This is a genomic window from uncultured Stenotrophomonas sp. (assembly GCF_945952405.1).
In the GTDB taxonomy this organism is placed as follows: Bacteria; Pseudomonadota; Gammaproteobacteria; order Xanthomonadales; family Xanthomonadaceae; genus Stenotrophomonas.
The window spans coordinates 74,813-89,702 of sequence record NZ_CAMFIA010000004.1 but is presented as its reverse complement, the minus strand read 5'-3'; the positions used below and the strand labels follow the sequence as shown (position 1 = coordinate 89,702).

Sequence of the window (14,890 nt, the reverse complement as noted above, 5' to 3'; positions counted from 1 at the left end):
GCCACGACGGTCGCTTCGATGCTGATCGAGGACGACACCGGCTTCGTGCTGCATGCACGGGCCTACCGCGAGACCAGCCTGCTGGTCGAGGTGTTGAGCGCGCAGCATGGCCGTATCGGCCTGCTCGCGCGCGGCGTGTCCACCGCCAAGGGGCAGGTGCTGCGCGCCGCCCTGCAGCCGCTGCAATGGATACGCTTCAGCGCCCTGCAGCGGGGCGAACTGGCCCAGCTGCGGGGGGCCGAAGCGCTGGATGCGGCGCCGCGGCTGGTCGGCCAGGCGATGCTGGCCGGCTTCTACCTGGGTGAACTGACCCTGCGCCTGGCACCGCGCCAGGATCCGCTGCCCGAGTTGTACCTGGCCTACGGCGAGGCGCGTGCGCGGTTGGCAGTGGGCGCCGGCCTGGCCTGGACCCTGCGTCGCTTCGAGCGCGAGCTGCTGTCGGCCCTGGGCCTGGGTTTCGAACTGGACAGTGCCAGCGATGGCCAGGCGATCGACCCGGCGGCGCGTTACACGCTGGACCCGCAGGAGGGGCCGCAGCGCCTGCTCAGTGAACGGGGCGGCGAACGCCATGCGGCCGCAACCGGTTCGGCACTGCTGGCGCTGGCCGCGGACGAGGAGCCGGGCGCGGCCGACCTGGCCAGCCTGCGCCTGCCGATGCGGCGGGTGCTGGCCCATCACCTTGGGTCGCGCGGCCTGAAGTCCTGGGAACTGCTCGAGCAGCTCGCCCCCAGGCGCTGAGGGGGGAGACGGCAGGGCTTGCAGCCCTGCCGAGCAACCTTCAGTGCAGCAGGGCCGCGACCGCCGCGCGGAACCCGGCCTGGGCCTGCCCGGACTCGGGTGCGTGATGCAGCTGGCGCACCGCACGGCCCAGCCGTGCCGCGCCGACGAAGCCACAACTGGCCTGCAGGCGGTGCAGCTGGCTGCGCAGCTGGCGCTCGTCGTGCTGGTCCACCGCCTGCTCGACGGCGTCGCGGACCCCTGGCAGTTCGGCCAGGAACAGCTCACGCAGGGCGATCAGGTGGTTGCGCTGGCCGTTGAGTGCGGCCAGCGCCGCGGTCTCGTCCCAGTCCTGTACCTGCAGCTCGACCGCTGCCGGCGCCTGCGCCACGAAGATCCCCGCCGGGCTGTTGACCAGGGCGCGGCGTACCGCCTTCAGCAGCTGGTCGCGGCCCAAGGGCTTGACCAGGGTGTCACTGAAACCGGCCTCGCGCAGGCGGGCATGAATGGAGGTGTCGCCGTCGGCGGTATGCGCCAGCGCCGGGGTATCCGGGTGCGAACGGCGCAGTTCACGCAGCAGCTGCGCGCCATTGCCATCGGGCAGGTTGACGTCGATCAGCCACAGGTCATGGGCGCCGGGTTCGGCGCTGGCCAGGGCGCTGGCCAATGAATCTGCGGTGTCCACATCCGCCGGTAACGTTTCCAGCGCCGCTTTGAAAAAACCGCGGCTGATGATGTCGTCCTCGACAAGCAGGAAGCGTGGCCGGCTGGCCCGCGGGGTCATCTGCATCAGGGCTGCCTCCATGTCAGCTGCTGCAATCATCATGCACGGCGGCGGCCGGCGCAAGCGGGTCCGGACCCTGCCGGTCAGGATCTGCGACAATACGCCCCCTTTTTTGCCCGCAGCCTGTTGCCACGTGGCCCGATCCCGCTCCCGCATCGACCGTACCCCGTTCCAGACCGAGATCCTCGACCTCAGCCATGATGGTCGCGGCGTTGCCCGCCGTGAAGGCGAGGGCGGCAAGGTCACCTTCGTCAGTGGCGCGCTGCCGGGCGAGGTGGTCATGGCCGAACAGACCGCGCGCAGCCGTCATTTCGACGAGGCGCGCACGGTGCAGGTGCTGCAGGCCTCGCCGCAGCGCGTGACCCCGAAGTGCCCGCATTTCGGCACCTGCGCCGGCTGCGTGCTGCAGCACCTGGACGAAGACCAGCAGATCGTCGCCAAGCAGCGCGTGCTGATGGACAACCTGGAGCGCATCGGCCATGTGAAGCCCGGCGCGGTGCTGGCGCCGCTGGTCGGCGAGAGCTGGGGCTACCGCCGCAAGGGCCGTTTCTCGGTGCGCCGGGTCGAGAAGAAGGACAAGACCCTGGTCGGCTTCCGTGAACAGGATCCCCGTTTCGTTGCCGACCTCAGCCAGTGCCTGACCGTCATTCCCGAGATCGGCACCAAGGTCGAGGCGCTGTCCACCTTCATCGAGTCACTGGATGGCAAGCGTGACATCCCGCAGATCGAGTTCATCGGCGGCGACCACGCCATCGCCCTGACCGTGCGCCACCTGCAGCCGCTCAGCGACGCCGATCGTGCCGCCTGGGCCGCGTTCGGCCAGCAGCATGGCTTCGCCATCTACCTGCAGCCGGGCGGCGTGGACACCGTGCATCCGCTGGACGGGCAGGGCGTGCCGCTGTCGTTCCGGCTGGCGCCGTGGGATGTGGAGCTGGCGTTCCGCCCGCTGGACTTCATCCAGGTCAACGCCAAGCTCAACGAGAAGATGATCGCCCACGCGCTGGACCTGCTCGAGCCCGGCGCGGACGAGCGCGTGCTGGACCTGTTCTGCGGCCTTGGCAATTTCACCCTGCCGCTGGCGCGCCGCGTGCGCGAAGTGGTCGGCGTGGAAGGTGACGCCGGCCTGGTGGCGCGTGCGCGCGAGAACGCCGAACGCAACGGCCTGGCCAATGCGCAGTTCTTCAGCGCCGACCTGACCCAGGACCAGCGCAGCACCTCGTGGATGCGCCAGGGCTTCGACAAGCTGCTGCTGGATCCGCCGCGCTCGGGCGCGATCGAGGTGCTGCAGCAGCTGCCGCTGAAGCAGTTCAAGCGCATCGTCTATGTCAGCTGCCATCCGGGTTCGCTGGCGCGCGATGCCGGTTACCTGGTCAACGAACAGGGCTTCACCCTGGTCAGCGCCGGCGCGATGGACATGTTCCCGCACACCGCGCATGTGGAAAGCATCGCGGTGTTCGAGAAGCGCTGAGCCGGTCGGCCGGCAGCGGGTCCAGGTGCCAGCGGCCGCCGACCCGCGGCGGGCGCGGGCAGTGAGGGGCGTCCCTGCCGTGAGGGGCGCCCGCGCAGGCCGATGCCCGGACCTGTCATGCCAATCGCGCATAATTGCGCCATGGGCATCGAAATCGAACGCAAATTCCTCGTCAGCAGTGATGGCTGGCGCACCGCCGCGCATCGGGTGATCCCGATGGCGCAGGGCTACATCAACGACATGGGCGCACTGGATCGCGGTACCCAGAACGCCTCGGTGCGCGTGCGCATCGAGGGCGAGCAGGCCGCGTTGAACCTGAAGTCGCGGACCATTGGCCATACCCGCCAGGAGTTCGACTACCCGATCCCGGTGGAGGACGCGCGTGCCTTGCTGGTGCTGTGCGTGGGCGGCCTGATCGACAAGCGCCGGCATCTGGTTGAACACGCCGGCCTGACCTGGGAGGTGGACGAGTTCCTCGGCGACAACGCCGGCCTGGTGGTGGCCGAGGTCGAGCTGGACAGCGCCGACCAGGCCATCGAGCTGCCCGACTGGGTCGGCGCCGAAGTAACCGACGACACCCGCTACTACAACGTCGCCCTCGCCAGCCACCCGTATTCACAGTGGTGAACCCCAAAAAGGGGACGGAGGGGATTAAGTCGTATTTACCCCGCCTGTGCGGAAAGCGACTTAATCCCCTCCGTCCCCTTTTTTCGAGGGCAGGGGGCCCCATGTGGTGGGGATGAGAATCGACATCTACTCCGACGTGGTCTGCCCCTGGTGCTGGATCGGCAAGCATCGCTTCCAGCAGGGAGTGCAGTTGCTGGGCGCGAACGCGCCTGAACTCGACATCCACTGGCAGCCGTTCCAGCTCGACCCGGACGCGGATGCCACGCCGGTGCCGCTGCGCGAGGCGTACGTGCGCAAGTTCGGTGGCGCCGAGCGTACCGAGCAGATCCTCAGCCAGACCCAGACCACCGCGCGTGCCGAGGGCCTGCCGATGGACTTCGGCCAGGGCCAGGTGCGGGTGACCACGCTGCCGGCCCACCGGCTGCTGTGGCTGGCCGGCCAGCATGGGGTGCAGGACGCGGTGGGCGAGGCCCTGTTCCGCGCCCACTTCGAGTATGGCGAGAACCTGGCGGACAGCGCGGTACTGATCAAGGCCGGCGTTGCCGGTGGCCTCGACGCGGGCGAGATCGCCCAGCTGCTGGCCTCCGACCGCGGCCTGGCCGAGGTGGAAGCGAAGCTGGCCGAGGCGCATGCGCTGGGCATTTCCTCTGTACCGACCTTCGTCATCGATGGCCGCTGGGCGATTTCCGGGGCACAGCCGCCGGAGGCGTTCGCCCAGGCCCTGCAGCAGATCGCTGCCGAACAGCAGGGCGCACCGCCCGCCGCTGCAGGCGGTGACGAGGCCTGCGGTCCGGACGGCTGCAAGGTCTGACCCATCCCCGGGTCAGATCCCCAGGGGCTCTGACCCGCGCTTGCCTGTCCGGCCCGGCAGGGCTGGATACGTCTTAATTCCCTCCGTCCCCTTTTTCGGGAGGACTGCGCCTGTCGGCCGGTTCTGCGACAATGCGGCACTGCGCCATGCGGGCGCGTGTTGTGGAGATCGACCATGCTGCTGATCGGCGTTGCCGGCACCGAACTGACCCCCCAGGAACGTGACTGGCTGCAGCACGATGCCGTCGCCGGGGTGGTGCTGTTCAAGCGCAACTTCGCTTCGCGCCAGCAGGTGACCGATCTGAGCGCGGCGATCCGTGCCGCCGCGCCGCGCCCGCAGCTGATCTGCGTGGACCAGGAGGGCGGCCGCGTGCAGCGCTTCCGCGAAGGCTACAGCGAGCTGCCGCCGCTGCAGGACATCGGTGCGCTGTACGCCACCGATCCGCAGCAGGCCCTGGCCCTGGCCGAGCGGCACGCCTGGCTGATGGCCAGCGAAGTGCGGGCCAGCGGCCTGGACCTGAGCTTCGCGCCGGTGGTCGATCTCGGCCGCGGCAACCGGGCCATCGGCAACCGCGCCTTCAGTGAAGATCCGCAGGTGGTGGCGGCATTCACCGCCGCCTACGTGCGCGGCATGCATGCGGTCGGCATGGCCGCCACGCTCAAGCATTTCCCCGGCCACGGCACCGTGCTGGAAGACACCCACGTCGATACCGCGATCGATCCGCGCGCGCTGGACGTGCTGCGCGCGCAGGACCTGGTGCCGTTCCAGGCCGGCATCGCCGCCGGCGCCGACGCGGTGATGATGGCGCACGTGATCTACCCGCAGGTGGCCCCGGAGCCCGCCGGCTACTCGCCGCGCTGGATCCAGGAGATCCTGCGCGGCGAGCTTGGCTTCCGTGGCGTGGTGTTCTCCGACGACATCGGCATGGCCGCCTCGCACAGCGCCGGTGGCGTACCGGCGCGGGTGCATGCGCACCTGGACGCCGGCTGCGACGTGGTGCTGGTCTGCCACCCGGAACTGGTCGATGAAGCCCTGCACGCGGTGCAGGGACGCTCCCTCAATACTGCCGCGCTGCTGGGCCTGCTGGGCCGCGGCGCGCTCGGCTGGGACGGCCTGCTGGCCGATGCCCGCCATGCCGACACCCAATCCCGTCTGCTTGAAACCCTTGGAAGAACCGTCTGATGCCCAACCTCACCATTTCCCAGGCCCTGGCCCAGGCTGACCTGCTGGTCGACCGCCCCACCATCGACAAGGCCATCGCTGGTATCGCCGACGCCATCGCGCGCGATTACAAGGGCGAGGTGCCGCTGTTCCTGTCCATCATGCACGGCGCGCTGCCGTTCGCCGGCCAGCTGGCGCTGGAACTGGGCGCACGCGGCCAGGACGTGCAGTTCGATTACCTGCACGCGACCCGCTACCGCGGTGAAACCACCGGTGGCGACCTGGTCTGGAAGCACAAGCCGGCCACCTCGCTGTTCGGCCGCCGCGTGCTGCTGGTCGACGACATTCTCGACGAAGGCTACACCCTGCAGGGCGTGCGCACCTGGTGCCTGGAACAGGGCGCGACCGACGTGCGTATCGCGGCGATGACCGTGAAGAAGCACGACCGCGCGCTGCCGGACGTGACCGCCGACTACGCCGGCATCGAACTGCCGGACCGCTACGTGTTCGGATTCGGCATGGACGTCAACGAAACCCTGCGCTGCGTGCCGGCCATCTACGCGATGAAGGAATAACGGCGCAGCCGCCCGCGGCGCGTCTTCTTCTGCCGCCGGCATCTTCGGGTGCCGGCGTTCGTCTTTTCATGGAGTGCTTCGAATGCAACAGATCGCCCTGGCCGTGATCGGCGGTACCGGTGTCTACAACCTGGCCAAGCTCGACGACGTGCAGACCCACGAGGTCGACACCCGCTTCGGCCGCCCGTCCGGCCCGGTGCGCGTGGGCACGCTGCTCGGCCATCGCGTGGCATTCCTGGCGCGGCATGGCGAGGGCCACTCGCTGCCGCCGCACAAGATCAACTACCGCGCCAACCTGGCCGCGCTGCAGCAGCTGGGCGCGCAGCGCGTGCTGGCGCTGAACACGGTCGGCGGCATCACCGAGGACTTCGGTCCGCGCGTGCTGGCCTGCCCGGACCAGATCATCGACTACACCTGGGGCCGGATCAGCACCATCTGTGAAGAAGAAGGCACCGATGTGGTCCACGTCGACTTCGGCCACCCCTACACGCCGATGCTGCGCAGCAAGATCCTGGCCGCGGCCAGGGTGACCGGTGTCAGCGTCCACGACGGTGGCTGCTACGGCGCAACGCAGGGCCCGCGTCTGGAAACCATCGCCGAGATCGCCCGCATGCGCCGTGACGGCTGCGACCTGGTGGGCATGACCGGCATGCCGGAAGCCGCGCTGGCACGGGAGCTGGGGCTGGACTACGCCTGCCTGGCGATCATCGCCAACTGGGCGGCCGGCTGCGGCGATGGCGAGGAGATCACGATGGCCGAAGTACTGGCCAATGTGCAGGCCGCGAGCAACGGACTTCCGGAACTGGTGGGCGAATTGGCACGGGGGTGATTGTCTTCCCCGGGCAAGCTTTGCATACTCAGCTTGTGCGCGGGTTCAGCGTACACCACCCATTCATTGCATAAGGTCTCGCATTACCATGCCGAACGGTACCGTCAAGTGGTTCAACGACGCCAAGGGATTTGGCTTCATCTCGCCGGAGGATGGCAGCGCCGACGTGTTCGCGCACTTCTCCGCCATCAACTCCAAGGGCTTCCGCAGCCTGCAGGAAGGCCAGCGTGTCACCTATGACGTGACCCAGGGCCCGAAGGGTGCCCAGGCTTCGAACATCACGCCGGCCGAGTGATCCACTCGACAGTGCGTTGAAAACCCCGCTCCGGCGGGGTTTTTTTTTTGCGCTGCGGCCTTCGAGCCGTTGGCCGTCGGCTCAGGCACAATGCCGCCATGACGGAACGACTGCGCATCGCCGTGATTGGTTACGGCACCGCTGGCCAGGCATTGGCCATCCTGCTCACCCGTGATGGCCACGAGGTGGAGATCTTCGAACGCGTGCCCACGCCGGGGCCGGTCGGGGCGGGCTTCCTGCTGCAGCCCAGTGGTCTGCAGGTGCTGTGGCAGATGGGCCTGCTCGATGCAGTGCGCGCGCATGCGGCGCCGGTCCACCGCCTGTACGGCGACACGCCGTGCCAACGCGCGGTGATGGATATGCGCTACGACGGCCTGGATGCGCGCCTGCACGGCCTTGGCATGCAGCGCGGTGCGTTGTTCTCGCTGCTCGATGAAGCGCGGGCCGGTGCCGGCCAGCTGCATGCCGGTACCACCATCGCCAGCGTGGACGTGGAGCACGGCCGCCTGCGCGACAGCGAGGGGCGCGCGCACGGGCCGTTCGATCTGGTGGTGGCCGCCGATGGCGCGGCTTCGACGCTGCGCGGCACGATCGATGGCGGTGCCGGGCTCGACCGCGTCTATCCGTGGGGGGCGCTGTGGTGCCTGCTGCCGGCAGAGGACTGGCCGCACGTGCACGAGCTGCGCCAGCGCTACGTGGCGGCACGCAAGATGATCGGCCTGCTGCCGGTGGGTACCCGCCCGGGCGATGACACGGCGCGCCTGAGCTTCTTCTGGAGCCTGCCGCGTGCCGACTTCGAGCGCTGGCAGAATGACGGCATGCCGTGCTGGCTGGAAGAACTGCATGCACTGTGGCCGCAGGCCGTGGCGCGCTTCGCCCACCTGCGCGAAGCCGGCCAGCTGGCGCGCGCGGTCTATCGTGATGCGGTGATGACGCGCTGGCACCAGGGGCGCATGGTGCTGGCCGGTGATGCCGCGCATGCGATGAGCCCGCAGCTGGGGCAGGGCGTGAACATGGCACTGCTGGACGCGCTTGCGCTGCGCGATGCGCTGCGCACCCATGGCGGCAGCACGGTCGCGCTGCAGGCCTACCAGGCGCAGCGGCGCGCGCATGTAGCGGTGTACCAGCGCTGGAGCCGCTGGCTGACGCCGCTGTTCCAGTCCGACCGCGACGCCTGGGCGAAGGCGCGTGATGTCCTGCTCGGCCCGATGGGGCGCCTGCCCGGCGGTCGCGGCCACATGCTGCGCGTGCTCAGTGGTACCCAGCATGGCTGGTTCGGATCATTGACGCTGGATCCGGCCTTCATCGACGCCTTGTCCAGTGCAGCCGAACCGCCTGGTGCCATCACAGCCACCGCACGTGCGTGAATCGCATCGTCACGTGAATTAACGGTTGCCTCACTGCGGATATGCGAGAAGAAGGAAGCACGCGACAGCCGCGTCGCCCGTTTCCTTTTCCGTGATCAACATCGCGCATGGCCCCGGGCGGCCCTGCCGTCGCTGCCTGCTGCGGCCCGGACGCGCCGCCGATGTCGAAATGAGGAGGACGCCATGTTGTTCGCGGTCGAAGAGCTGGAATCGGAAATCTGCAAGCTGCGCGGTCTGCTGCAGATGCTGCACGAGGACCAGCCCGACGTACTGGAAGACGTGTTCGAGTTTCATGTGGGCAGCCTGATCAGCCACGCATCTGCAGAACATCACGCGCGTATCCGCGCCTGCGCGCAGGAGATGCTGGAGGCGGTCCAGGCGCTGCCGCGGCGACGTGACGATGACACGCCCGATTTCCGTGTGATGCCGGACCTGCACATCCGCCCGGCCTGATTCAACGCATCGGCAGCGGGACCAGGCCGCCATCCACGCAGGCCAGCATGCGCTCACCGTGGGCAGGAACCGGCACGATCCCGGCGGTGAACGCGGAGAACGCCGGCAGGATGGTGATCCGGTCGCGCAGCCAGAACGCAGGGAAGCGTCGCCGCAGCGGCGGCAGCGCCACCTGTGGGTGCAGATGTCCTGCGATCACGTGCAATGCGCGATCCGGCAGCGGTTCATGGCGAAGCAGGAAGGGCTGCAGCGGGATGTCATCGTGAATCTGCACCTGCAGCTGTGCATGCGCCAGCTGCCGGTCGTGATTGCCGCGTACCACATGCACGTCCACCCCGGCATTGCGTTCACGCCAGCCCAGCCACTGCTGGTACCAGGCGGCACGATGCGCCGGTCCATGCAGGATGTCGCCCAGGATCCACAGCTCGCGACAGGCATGCGTATCGAGCAGCGCCTGCAGGCGCTGCAGGTCTTCGCCGGTGCCGCCGCTGGGCAACGCGATGCCGGCACGGCGGAAGAGGTCGGCCTTGCCGAGGTGCAGGTCGGCGATCAGCAGTGCCCGCCGCGCCGGCCAGTACAGCGCACGCGCACCGACCAGGACCACCGGCTCGCCGGCCAACTGCAGTGGCACTTCATCGGCCATGACGACGTTCCAGTTGCTGTGCCGCGCGCTGCACGCGTGTGCGCCAGTCCTCGTTGCTGAACTGCCCGCGCAGGCGTTCGGCCCAGAGCGGGAAGCCCAGTGGCGTCAGTGACGCCGGGCGCTGCAGCGACAGCGCCTGGGTGCCGATCCGTGCCAGCACCTGCTGCAGGCCGGGCAGGTCCAGGCTGTCGTGCAGGACTTCGCGTTCGGCCAGCGCCAGCAGCAGGTGATCCGGGTCGTGCTCGCGCAGCACGTCGTACAGCAGGCCCGCCGACGCCTGCAGCTGGCGCAGCGAACGCGGCATGCCGCCGGGAAGGCTGGGCACCAGCAGGCCCGCCACGCGTGCGATGCCGCGGAACTGGCGCCGGGCCAGCTCGCCCAGGTTCACCGCCGCGCGCAGATCATCCAGCAGCTGCCGCGGGTCGAACAGCGCCCGCCATTGCGCGGCGTCGAGATCGATGGGGTGTGCCGGTGCCAGCACCAGGCCGTGGTCGTTCACCGCATAGCCGATGCTGTTGCGCTGCAGGCGCGTGCAGCGCAACGACAACAGGGCCGCCAGCGCCTCATGCACGTGACGACCGGCAAACGGATAGGCGAACAGGAACTGTCCCTCGCGGCGGCGCACCTCCTCCAGCAGCAGGTGGTCCGGTCCGGGACGGGCCGACAACTGCTGCTGCAGTGCCAGCAGGGGGACCAGCCAGCGCGACTCCGCGCTGTGGTCGGCGCCCGACAGGACCGCTTCCAGTTCACGCCCAAGAGCCATCGACAGCGGCAACTGGCCGCCCTGCCAGCGCGGCACGATGCCGTTGCCGCGACCGCGTGCCAGCCGCACGAACGCGGTCATGTCGCGCAGCTGCACCAGCTCCAGCAGGCGGCCGGCGAACTGGAAGCGATCACCGCGGCGCAGGCGGCTGGCAAACTGCTCCTCCACCGAGCCAAGCCCGCCGCCGCGCAGGAACTGCACGCGCACGCTGCCGTCGCTGCTGATGGTGCCGATCGACAGCCGATGGCGCAGCGCCTGGCGGCGGTCATGCATGCGGTAGCAGCCATCGGCATCACGCACCACCTTGTGGAAGTCGGGGTACTGGGCCAGCGCCTGGCCGCCCTGCACGATGAAGGCCAGCACCGCCTGCCACTGCGCGTCGCCCAGCGTGGCGAAGGCATGGGTGCGCCGCACCTGGGCCAGCAAGGCATCGCTTTCAAAGCCGCCGGCCAGGGCGCGGCTGGCCGCATGCTGTGCCAGTACGTCCAGCGACAGCGTCGGCGGCCGGCGGGCTTCGACCACGCCTTCGGCCAGCGCGCGGCGCACGGCGGCATACTCGGCCAGTTCCAGCGCATGGCCCGGTATGCACAGAATCGCGCCGCTGCTGCCGGGCTGGTGGCGCGCGCGTCCGGCGCGCTGGCGCAGCCGCGCCACGCCTTTCGGGCTGCCCAGTTGCAGGACCTGCTCAACCTCCGGGAAGTCCACGCCCAGGTCGAGGCTGGAGGTGGCGACCACGCAGCGCAGCGTGCCGGCACGCAGGCCGTCTTCCACCTGCTGGCGCAGCGCCGGATCCAGCGAGCCGTGGTGCAGCGCCAGCGTTTCCGGATCCTCCGGCCAGACCGCCGCCAACGCCTGCTGCCACAACTCCGCCTGCGCGCGGGTGTTGGTGAACAGCAGGCTGCTGCGTGCCTGCATCAGTGCCTGCAGCACGCGCGGCAGCTGTGCCAGGCCCAGGTGACCGGCCCACGGGAAGCGCTCGCCGGGCTCCGGCAGCAGGCTGCGCACGCTGATCGCGCGCGGGCGCACGCCCTGCACAAGGGTGGCATCTGCCTGCCCGGGCAGCAGCACGTCGCGGGCCTCATCCAGATTGCCCAGCGTGGCCGAGAGTCCCCACAGCTGCAATGCGGGCGCGGTATCGCGCAGGACGGCCAGGTTCAACTGCAGCAGGACCCCGCGCTTGTTGCCCAGCAGTTCGTGCCATTCGTCCACCACCACGCAGCGCAGCTGGCGCATGCGCGGCTGCGTATCCGGATAGCTCAACAACAGTGCCAGGGATTCCGGCGTGGTCACCAGCACGTCGATGCGACCCTCGCGCGCCTGCCGGCGTTCGCGATGGCTGGCGTCGCCGCTGCGCAGTCCAACCCGCCATTCCAGTCCCAGCCCATCGATCACGGCCTGCAACGCGCGCGCGGTGTCGCTGGCCAGTGCGCGCAGCGGCGTGACCCACAGCACCTGCAGCGGGCGCACCGCATTGGCGCGGCGTGGCGCCGGCGGCGGGTCGAGCATTGCCTGCAGCAGCGGCCCGCCGAACATGGCCAGCGTCTTGCCGCTGCCGGTTGGCGTGTGCAGCAGTCCTGATTGGCCGGCAAGATAATGCCGCCACATCGCGCGCTGGAACGGCAACGAACGCCAGCCGCGGGATGCGAACCAGTCTTCCAGCCGGCGCAACGCCTGGCTGCGGGTCATCGTGCCAGCGCCTGCAGGGTGGCCAGCTGATCGGCCTCGCGGGCCGGCTTGTCGTGGCGCCAGCGCAGGATGCGCGGAAAGCGCACGGCGATGCCCGACTTGTGCCGGCTGCTGTGGTTGACCGCCTCGAAGCCGAGTTCGAAGACCTGTTCGGCCTGCACGCTGCGCACCGGGCCGAAGCGCTCACGGGTGTTGGCGCGGATCCAGCGGTCGAGCGCGAGGATCTCCTTGTCGTCCAGTCCCGAATAGGCCTTGGCCACCGGCACCAGGGTGTCGCCGTCCCAGACCCCGAAGGTGTAATCGGTATACAGCGTGCTGCGCCGGCCATGGCCGGCCTGCGCGTACAGCAGCACCGCATCGAGGGTGAGCGGATCGACCTTCCACTTCCACCAGTCGCCGCGGCGCCGTCCGGACTGGTAGGGCGAGGTGCGCCGCTTCAGCATCAGCCCCTCCACGCCGCGTTCGCGCGCCTGCTCACGCATCGCGGCAGCCTGTGCCCAGTCGTGCACCGCAACCTCGGGTGAGATCTGGATCCGCGCATCGTCCAGCGCAGCGATGAGCTCGGCGAGCCGCGCGCGCCGCTGCTGCAACGGCCGTTCGCGCAGATCGGTTCCCTCATGTTCCAGCAGGTCGTAGGCGAGCAGCCGGACCGGCGTGTTGCGCAGGGTGGCCGCGCCGGGCTTGCGGCGCTGGATGCGGGTCTGCAGGGCGGTGAAGGCGCGCGGCAGATCGGTGGCCGCGTCCCAGGCCAGCAGCTCGCCGTCCAGCACGCAGCCGTCGGGGAGCGCCATCGCCGCCTGTTCGATTTCGGGGAAGCGACCATCCAGTCGTTCCTCGCCGCGTGACCACAGCGCCACTTCGCCACGCCGGCGCAGCAGCTGCAGGCGGATGCCGTCCCACTTCCATTCCAGCAACCAGTCGTCGATCGCGCCGAGGCGCTCGGCGGGTTCGTCGCCAAGGGGCGAGGCCAGGAAGAACGGGTAGGGCTGCTGCCGGTCCAGCGGCAACTCGTCCGGCGACAATAACTGGCCGAGCAGCCCCGGCGCAGGCACCCACTGGCCGAGCATGCGCTGGGCGATGCGTGCGATGTCCAGCCCGGACCACTCGGCCAGTGCCTGCTGCACCAGGCGCTGCGAAACGCCGACACGCAGCGCACCGGTCAGCAGCTTGTTGAACACCAGCCGTTCGCCGCTGCACAGCTGCTGCCAGCCTGCGACCACCGCTGCGCGGCGGACGGCTTCGGGCTGGTTGGCGACGGCCAGCAGGTGCTGTTCGATCCATTCGGCCAAGGGCCGGTCGGCGCCGGGATGCGCTGGATCATCCAGCAGCAGGGTCAGCGTTTCGGCGAGGTCACCGACCTGCGCATAGCTGTCTTCGACCAGCCAGGGCGGCAGCCCGGATTCTGCGGCGATCCACGCGCGCAGTTCGCCGCTGGCGGCGATCTTCCGGCGTGCGCCGCCGACCTTGCCGCCACTGAGCAGGTACAGCGCCCATGCCGCGTCATGCGCGCGTGCCTGGCGGAAGTAGTCAACCAGCGCTGCACGCTTGTCCAGCGTGGCGGTGCTGCGGTCCAGTCGCTGGTAGAGGGCGGCGAAGGCTTTCACTCCTCGCTCCCGAAATCGGTGCGGAAGGCTTCGGCGGCTACGCCGCGCTCACGCAGGAACGGAATCAGGGCATCGGTATTGCCATGGGTGGCGATCACCCGCTGCGCCCCGGTCTGTTCAATCGTCTGCAGCAGTGCCGGCCAGTCGGCGTGATCGGAGATGACGAAGCCACGATCGACATTGCGGCGGCGGCGATTGCCACGCAGCTGCATCCAGCCGGAAGCAAAGCCCAGCTGGTGGCGGCCGAAGCGGCGCATCCACGGCGTGCCGGCGGCGGAAGGTGGCGCGAGGATCAACTGGCCGGCCGCATCCGGTTGCCGGCCCTGTTCTGCGACCGCCAGCGTCTCCAGCATCGGTATGCCGGCCTGCCGGTAGACCGCCACGCCATTGGCGATGGCGCCATGCAGCCAGGCCGGGCGATCGTCCAGCGCCCGCAGCTCGGCCAGCACCCGCTGCGCCTTGCCCAGCGCATAGCAGAGCAGGATCGCCGCCTCGCCGCGCTGGCCGCATTCGCGGCGCCAGGCCACGATCTCCGCCGCGACCGCCGCGGTGTCCGGCCAGCGGTAGATCGGCAGGGCGAAGGTCGCCTCGGTGATGAAGGTGTCGCAGCGCACGACTTCGAACGGCGTGCAGGTCGGATCGGGCTGGCGCTTGTAGTCGCCAGAGGCCACCCAGACCTGTCGCCCGTCGTCGATGCGCACCTGTGACGATCCCAGCACATGGCCGGCCGGATGCAGCGATACCTGGACCCGTCCCAGGCCGAACCGCACGCCCTCGGCATGCGCGTGCACCGGGACCTCTCCCAGGCGCCAGCGCAGGATCGGCAGGCTGCCCTCGCTGCAGTGGTACTCGCCCATGCCAGGGCGTGCGTGGTCGCCGTGGCCATGGGTGATGATCGCGCGCGGCACGGGTCGCCAGGGATCGATGTGGAAATCGCCGGCGGCGCAGTAGAGCCCCTCCGGGCGCAGCACCACCAGGTCGTCGTTGCCGGTCATGCGACCACTCTGGCCTGCGCCTCGTGCACGGTGTGAGAACCGGCCTGAACACGGGCTTGGCGGGGGATGCGGCACAATCGGGGCGCAGACCTCTTGGCACCAGGATGGACCG

Annotated in this window: 15 protein-coding genes; 10 read left to right on the top strand and 5 right to left on the bottom strand. The window is 69.5% G+C overall.

Annotation, left to right across the window (positions count from 1 at the left end; all coding sequences use genetic code 11):
• Positions 1-18: 18 nt before the first annotated feature.
• Positions 19-738, top strand: coding sequence for a DNA repair protein RecO (gene recO, locus Q0P60_RS05680; protein ID WP_294989497.1), 720 nt, complete (start codon positions 19-21; stop codon positions 736-738).
• A 40-nt stretch (positions 739-778) separates the two neighbouring features.
• Here recO and Q0P60_RS05675 read toward each other — a convergent pair whose 3' ends face one another.
• The gene (locus tag Q0P60_RS05675) at positions 779-1,507 is read right to left on the bottom strand and encodes a hybrid sensor histidine kinase/response regulator (protein WP_294989494.1); all 729 of its coding nucleotides are present in this window, start codon (positions 1,505-1,507) and stop codon (positions 779-781) included.
• A 127-nt stretch (positions 1,508-1,634) separates the two neighbouring features.
• Between Q0P60_RS05675 and rlmD the strand changes: the two genes are divergently transcribed.
• From rlmD to Q0P60_RS05630, 9 genes are all read left to right on the top strand, one after another.
• Positions 1,635-2,969 carry a 23S rRNA (uracil(1939)-C(5))-methyltransferase RlmD gene (gene rlmD / locus Q0P60_RS05670; protein WP_294989491.1) on the top strand — a complete coding sequence of 445 codons (1,335 nt, stop codon included), beginning with the start codon at positions 1,635-1,637 and terminating at the stop codon, positions 2,967-2,969.
• Between the two features lie 141 nt (positions 2,970-3,110).
• Complete coding sequence (locus Q0P60_RS05665; protein ID WP_294989488.1) at positions 3,111-3,596, top strand: CYTH domain-containing protein; 486 nt, start codon at positions 3,111-3,113, stop codon at positions 3,594-3,596.
• 112 nt (positions 3,597-3,708) lie between these two features.
• Positions 3,709-4,407: a DsbA family oxidoreductase gene (locus Q0P60_RS05660; RefSeq protein WP_294989486.1), complete on the top strand. Its 699-nt coding sequence runs from the start codon at positions 3,709-3,711 to the stop codon at positions 4,405-4,407.
• Positions 4,408-4,581: 174 nt separating this feature from the next.
• Entirely contained in the window at positions 4,582-5,589 is a 1,008-nt protein-coding gene (gene nagZ, locus Q0P60_RS05655) for a beta-N-acetylhexosaminidase (protein WP_294989484.1), read from the top strand.
• Positions 5,589-6,143 carry a hypoxanthine-guanine phosphoribosyltransferase gene (locus tag Q0P60_RS05650; protein ID WP_005410592.1) on the top strand — a complete coding sequence of 185 codons (555 nt, stop codon included), beginning with the start codon at positions 5,589-5,591 and terminating at the stop codon, positions 6,141-6,143. The genes nagZ and Q0P60_RS05650 overlap by 1 nt, the downstream gene beginning before the upstream one ends.
• An 82-nt stretch (positions 6,144-6,225) precedes the next feature.
• Positions 6,226-6,972, top strand: coding sequence for an S-methyl-5'-thioinosine phosphorylase (locus tag Q0P60_RS05645; RefSeq protein ID WP_294989480.1), 747 nt, complete (start codon positions 6,226-6,228; stop codon positions 6,970-6,972).
• An 88-nt stretch (positions 6,973-7,060) separates the two neighbouring features.
• Entirely contained in the window at positions 7,061-7,267 is a 207-nt protein-coding gene (locus Q0P60_RS05640) for a cold-shock protein (protein ID WP_005410590.1), read from the top strand.
• 98 nt (positions 7,268-7,365) lie between these two features.
• Positions 7,366-8,634: an NAD(P)/FAD-dependent oxidoreductase gene (locus Q0P60_RS05635; RefSeq protein ID WP_294989476.1), complete on the top strand. Its 1,269-nt coding sequence runs from the start codon at positions 7,366-7,368 to the stop codon at positions 8,632-8,634.
• Positions 8,635-8,817: 183 nt separating this feature from the next.
• The gene (locus tag Q0P60_RS05630; protein WP_294989474.1) at positions 8,818-9,087 is read left to right on the top strand and encodes a hypothetical protein; all 270 of its coding nucleotides are present in this window, start codon (positions 8,818-8,820) and stop codon (positions 9,085-9,087) included.
• A 1-nt stretch (position 9,088) separates the two neighbouring features.
• On the opposite strand, the gene pdeM is transcribed toward Q0P60_RS05630, so the two are convergent.
• Genes pdeM through Q0P60_RS05610 form a run of 4 tightly spaced genes read right to left on the bottom strand, consistent with a single transcriptional unit; the run spans position 9,089 to position 14,778 of the window.
• On the bottom strand, positions 9,089-9,730 hold the full coding sequence (pdeM, locus tag Q0P60_RS05625) for a ligase-associated DNA damage response endonuclease PdeM (protein WP_294989472.1): 642 nt from the start codon (positions 9,728-9,730) through the stop codon (positions 9,089-9,091).
• On the bottom strand, positions 9,720-12,179 hold the full coding sequence (locus Q0P60_RS05620; RefSeq protein WP_294989470.1) for a ligase-associated DNA damage response DEXH box helicase: 2,460 nt from the start codon (positions 12,177-12,179) through the stop codon (positions 9,720-9,722). The genes pdeM and Q0P60_RS05620 overlap by 11 nt, the downstream gene beginning before the upstream one ends.
• On the bottom strand, positions 12,176-13,783 hold the full coding sequence (locus tag Q0P60_RS05615) for an ATP-dependent DNA ligase (RefSeq protein ID WP_294989467.1): 1,608 nt from the start codon (positions 13,781-13,783) through the stop codon (positions 12,176-12,178). Before Q0P60_RS05615 ends, Q0P60_RS05620 begins: the two co-directional genes overlap by 4 nt.
• Positions 13,780-14,778: a ligase-associated DNA damage response exonuclease gene (locus tag Q0P60_RS05610; RefSeq protein ID WP_294989464.1), complete on the bottom strand. Its 999-nt coding sequence runs from the start codon at positions 14,776-14,778 to the stop codon at positions 13,780-13,782. Before Q0P60_RS05610 ends, Q0P60_RS05615 begins: the two co-directional genes overlap by 4 nt.
• Positions 14,779-14,890: the final 112 nt, after the last annotated feature.

Coding starts and splice junctions, on each gene's coding strand:
- recO (WP_294989497.1), top strand. CDS start 19: ATGCTGATCGAGGACGACACCGGCTTCGTGCTGCATGCACGGGCCTAC.
- Q0P60_RS05675 (WP_294989494.1), bottom strand. CDS start 1,507: ATGCAGATGACCCCGCGGGCCAGCCGGCCACGCTTCCTGCTTGTCGAG.
- Q0P60_RS05665 (WP_294989488.1), top strand. CDS start 3,111: ATGGGCATCGAAATCGAACGCAAATTCCTCGTCAGCAGTGATGGCTGG.
- Q0P60_RS05660 (WP_294989486.1), top strand. CDS start 3,709: ATGAGAATCGACATCTACTCCGACGTGGTCTGCCCCTGGTGCTGGATC.
- nagZ (WP_294989484.1), top strand. CDS start 4,582: ATGCTGCTGATCGGCGTTGCCGGCACCGAACTGACCCCCCAGGAACGT.
- Q0P60_RS05650 (WP_005410592.1), top strand. CDS start 5,589: ATGCCCAACCTCACCATTTCCCAGGCCCTGGCCCAGGCTGACCTGCTG.
- Q0P60_RS05645 (WP_294989480.1), top strand. CDS start 6,226: ATGCAACAGATCGCCCTGGCCGTGATCGGCGGTACCGGTGTCTACAAC.
- Q0P60_RS05640 (WP_005410590.1), top strand. CDS start 7,061: ATGCCGAACGGTACCGTCAAGTGGTTCAACGACGCCAAGGGATTTGGC.
- Q0P60_RS05635 (WP_294989476.1), top strand. CDS start 7,366: ATGACGGAACGACTGCGCATCGCCGTGATTGGTTACGGCACCGCTGGC.
- Q0P60_RS05630 (WP_294989474.1), top strand. CDS start 8,818: ATGTTGTTCGCGGTCGAAGAGCTGGAATCGGAAATCTGCAAGCTGCGC.
- pdeM (WP_294989472.1), bottom strand. CDS start 9,730: ATGGCCGATGAAGTGCCACTGCAGTTGGCCGGCGAGCCGGTGGTCCTG.
- Q0P60_RS05620 (WP_294989470.1), bottom strand. CDS start 12,179: ATGACCCGCAGCCAGGCGTTGCGCCGGCTGGAAGACTGGTTCGCATCC.
- Q0P60_RS05610 (WP_294989464.1), bottom strand. CDS start 14,778: ATGACCGGCAACGACGACCTGGTGGTGCTGCGCCCGGAGGGGCTCTAC.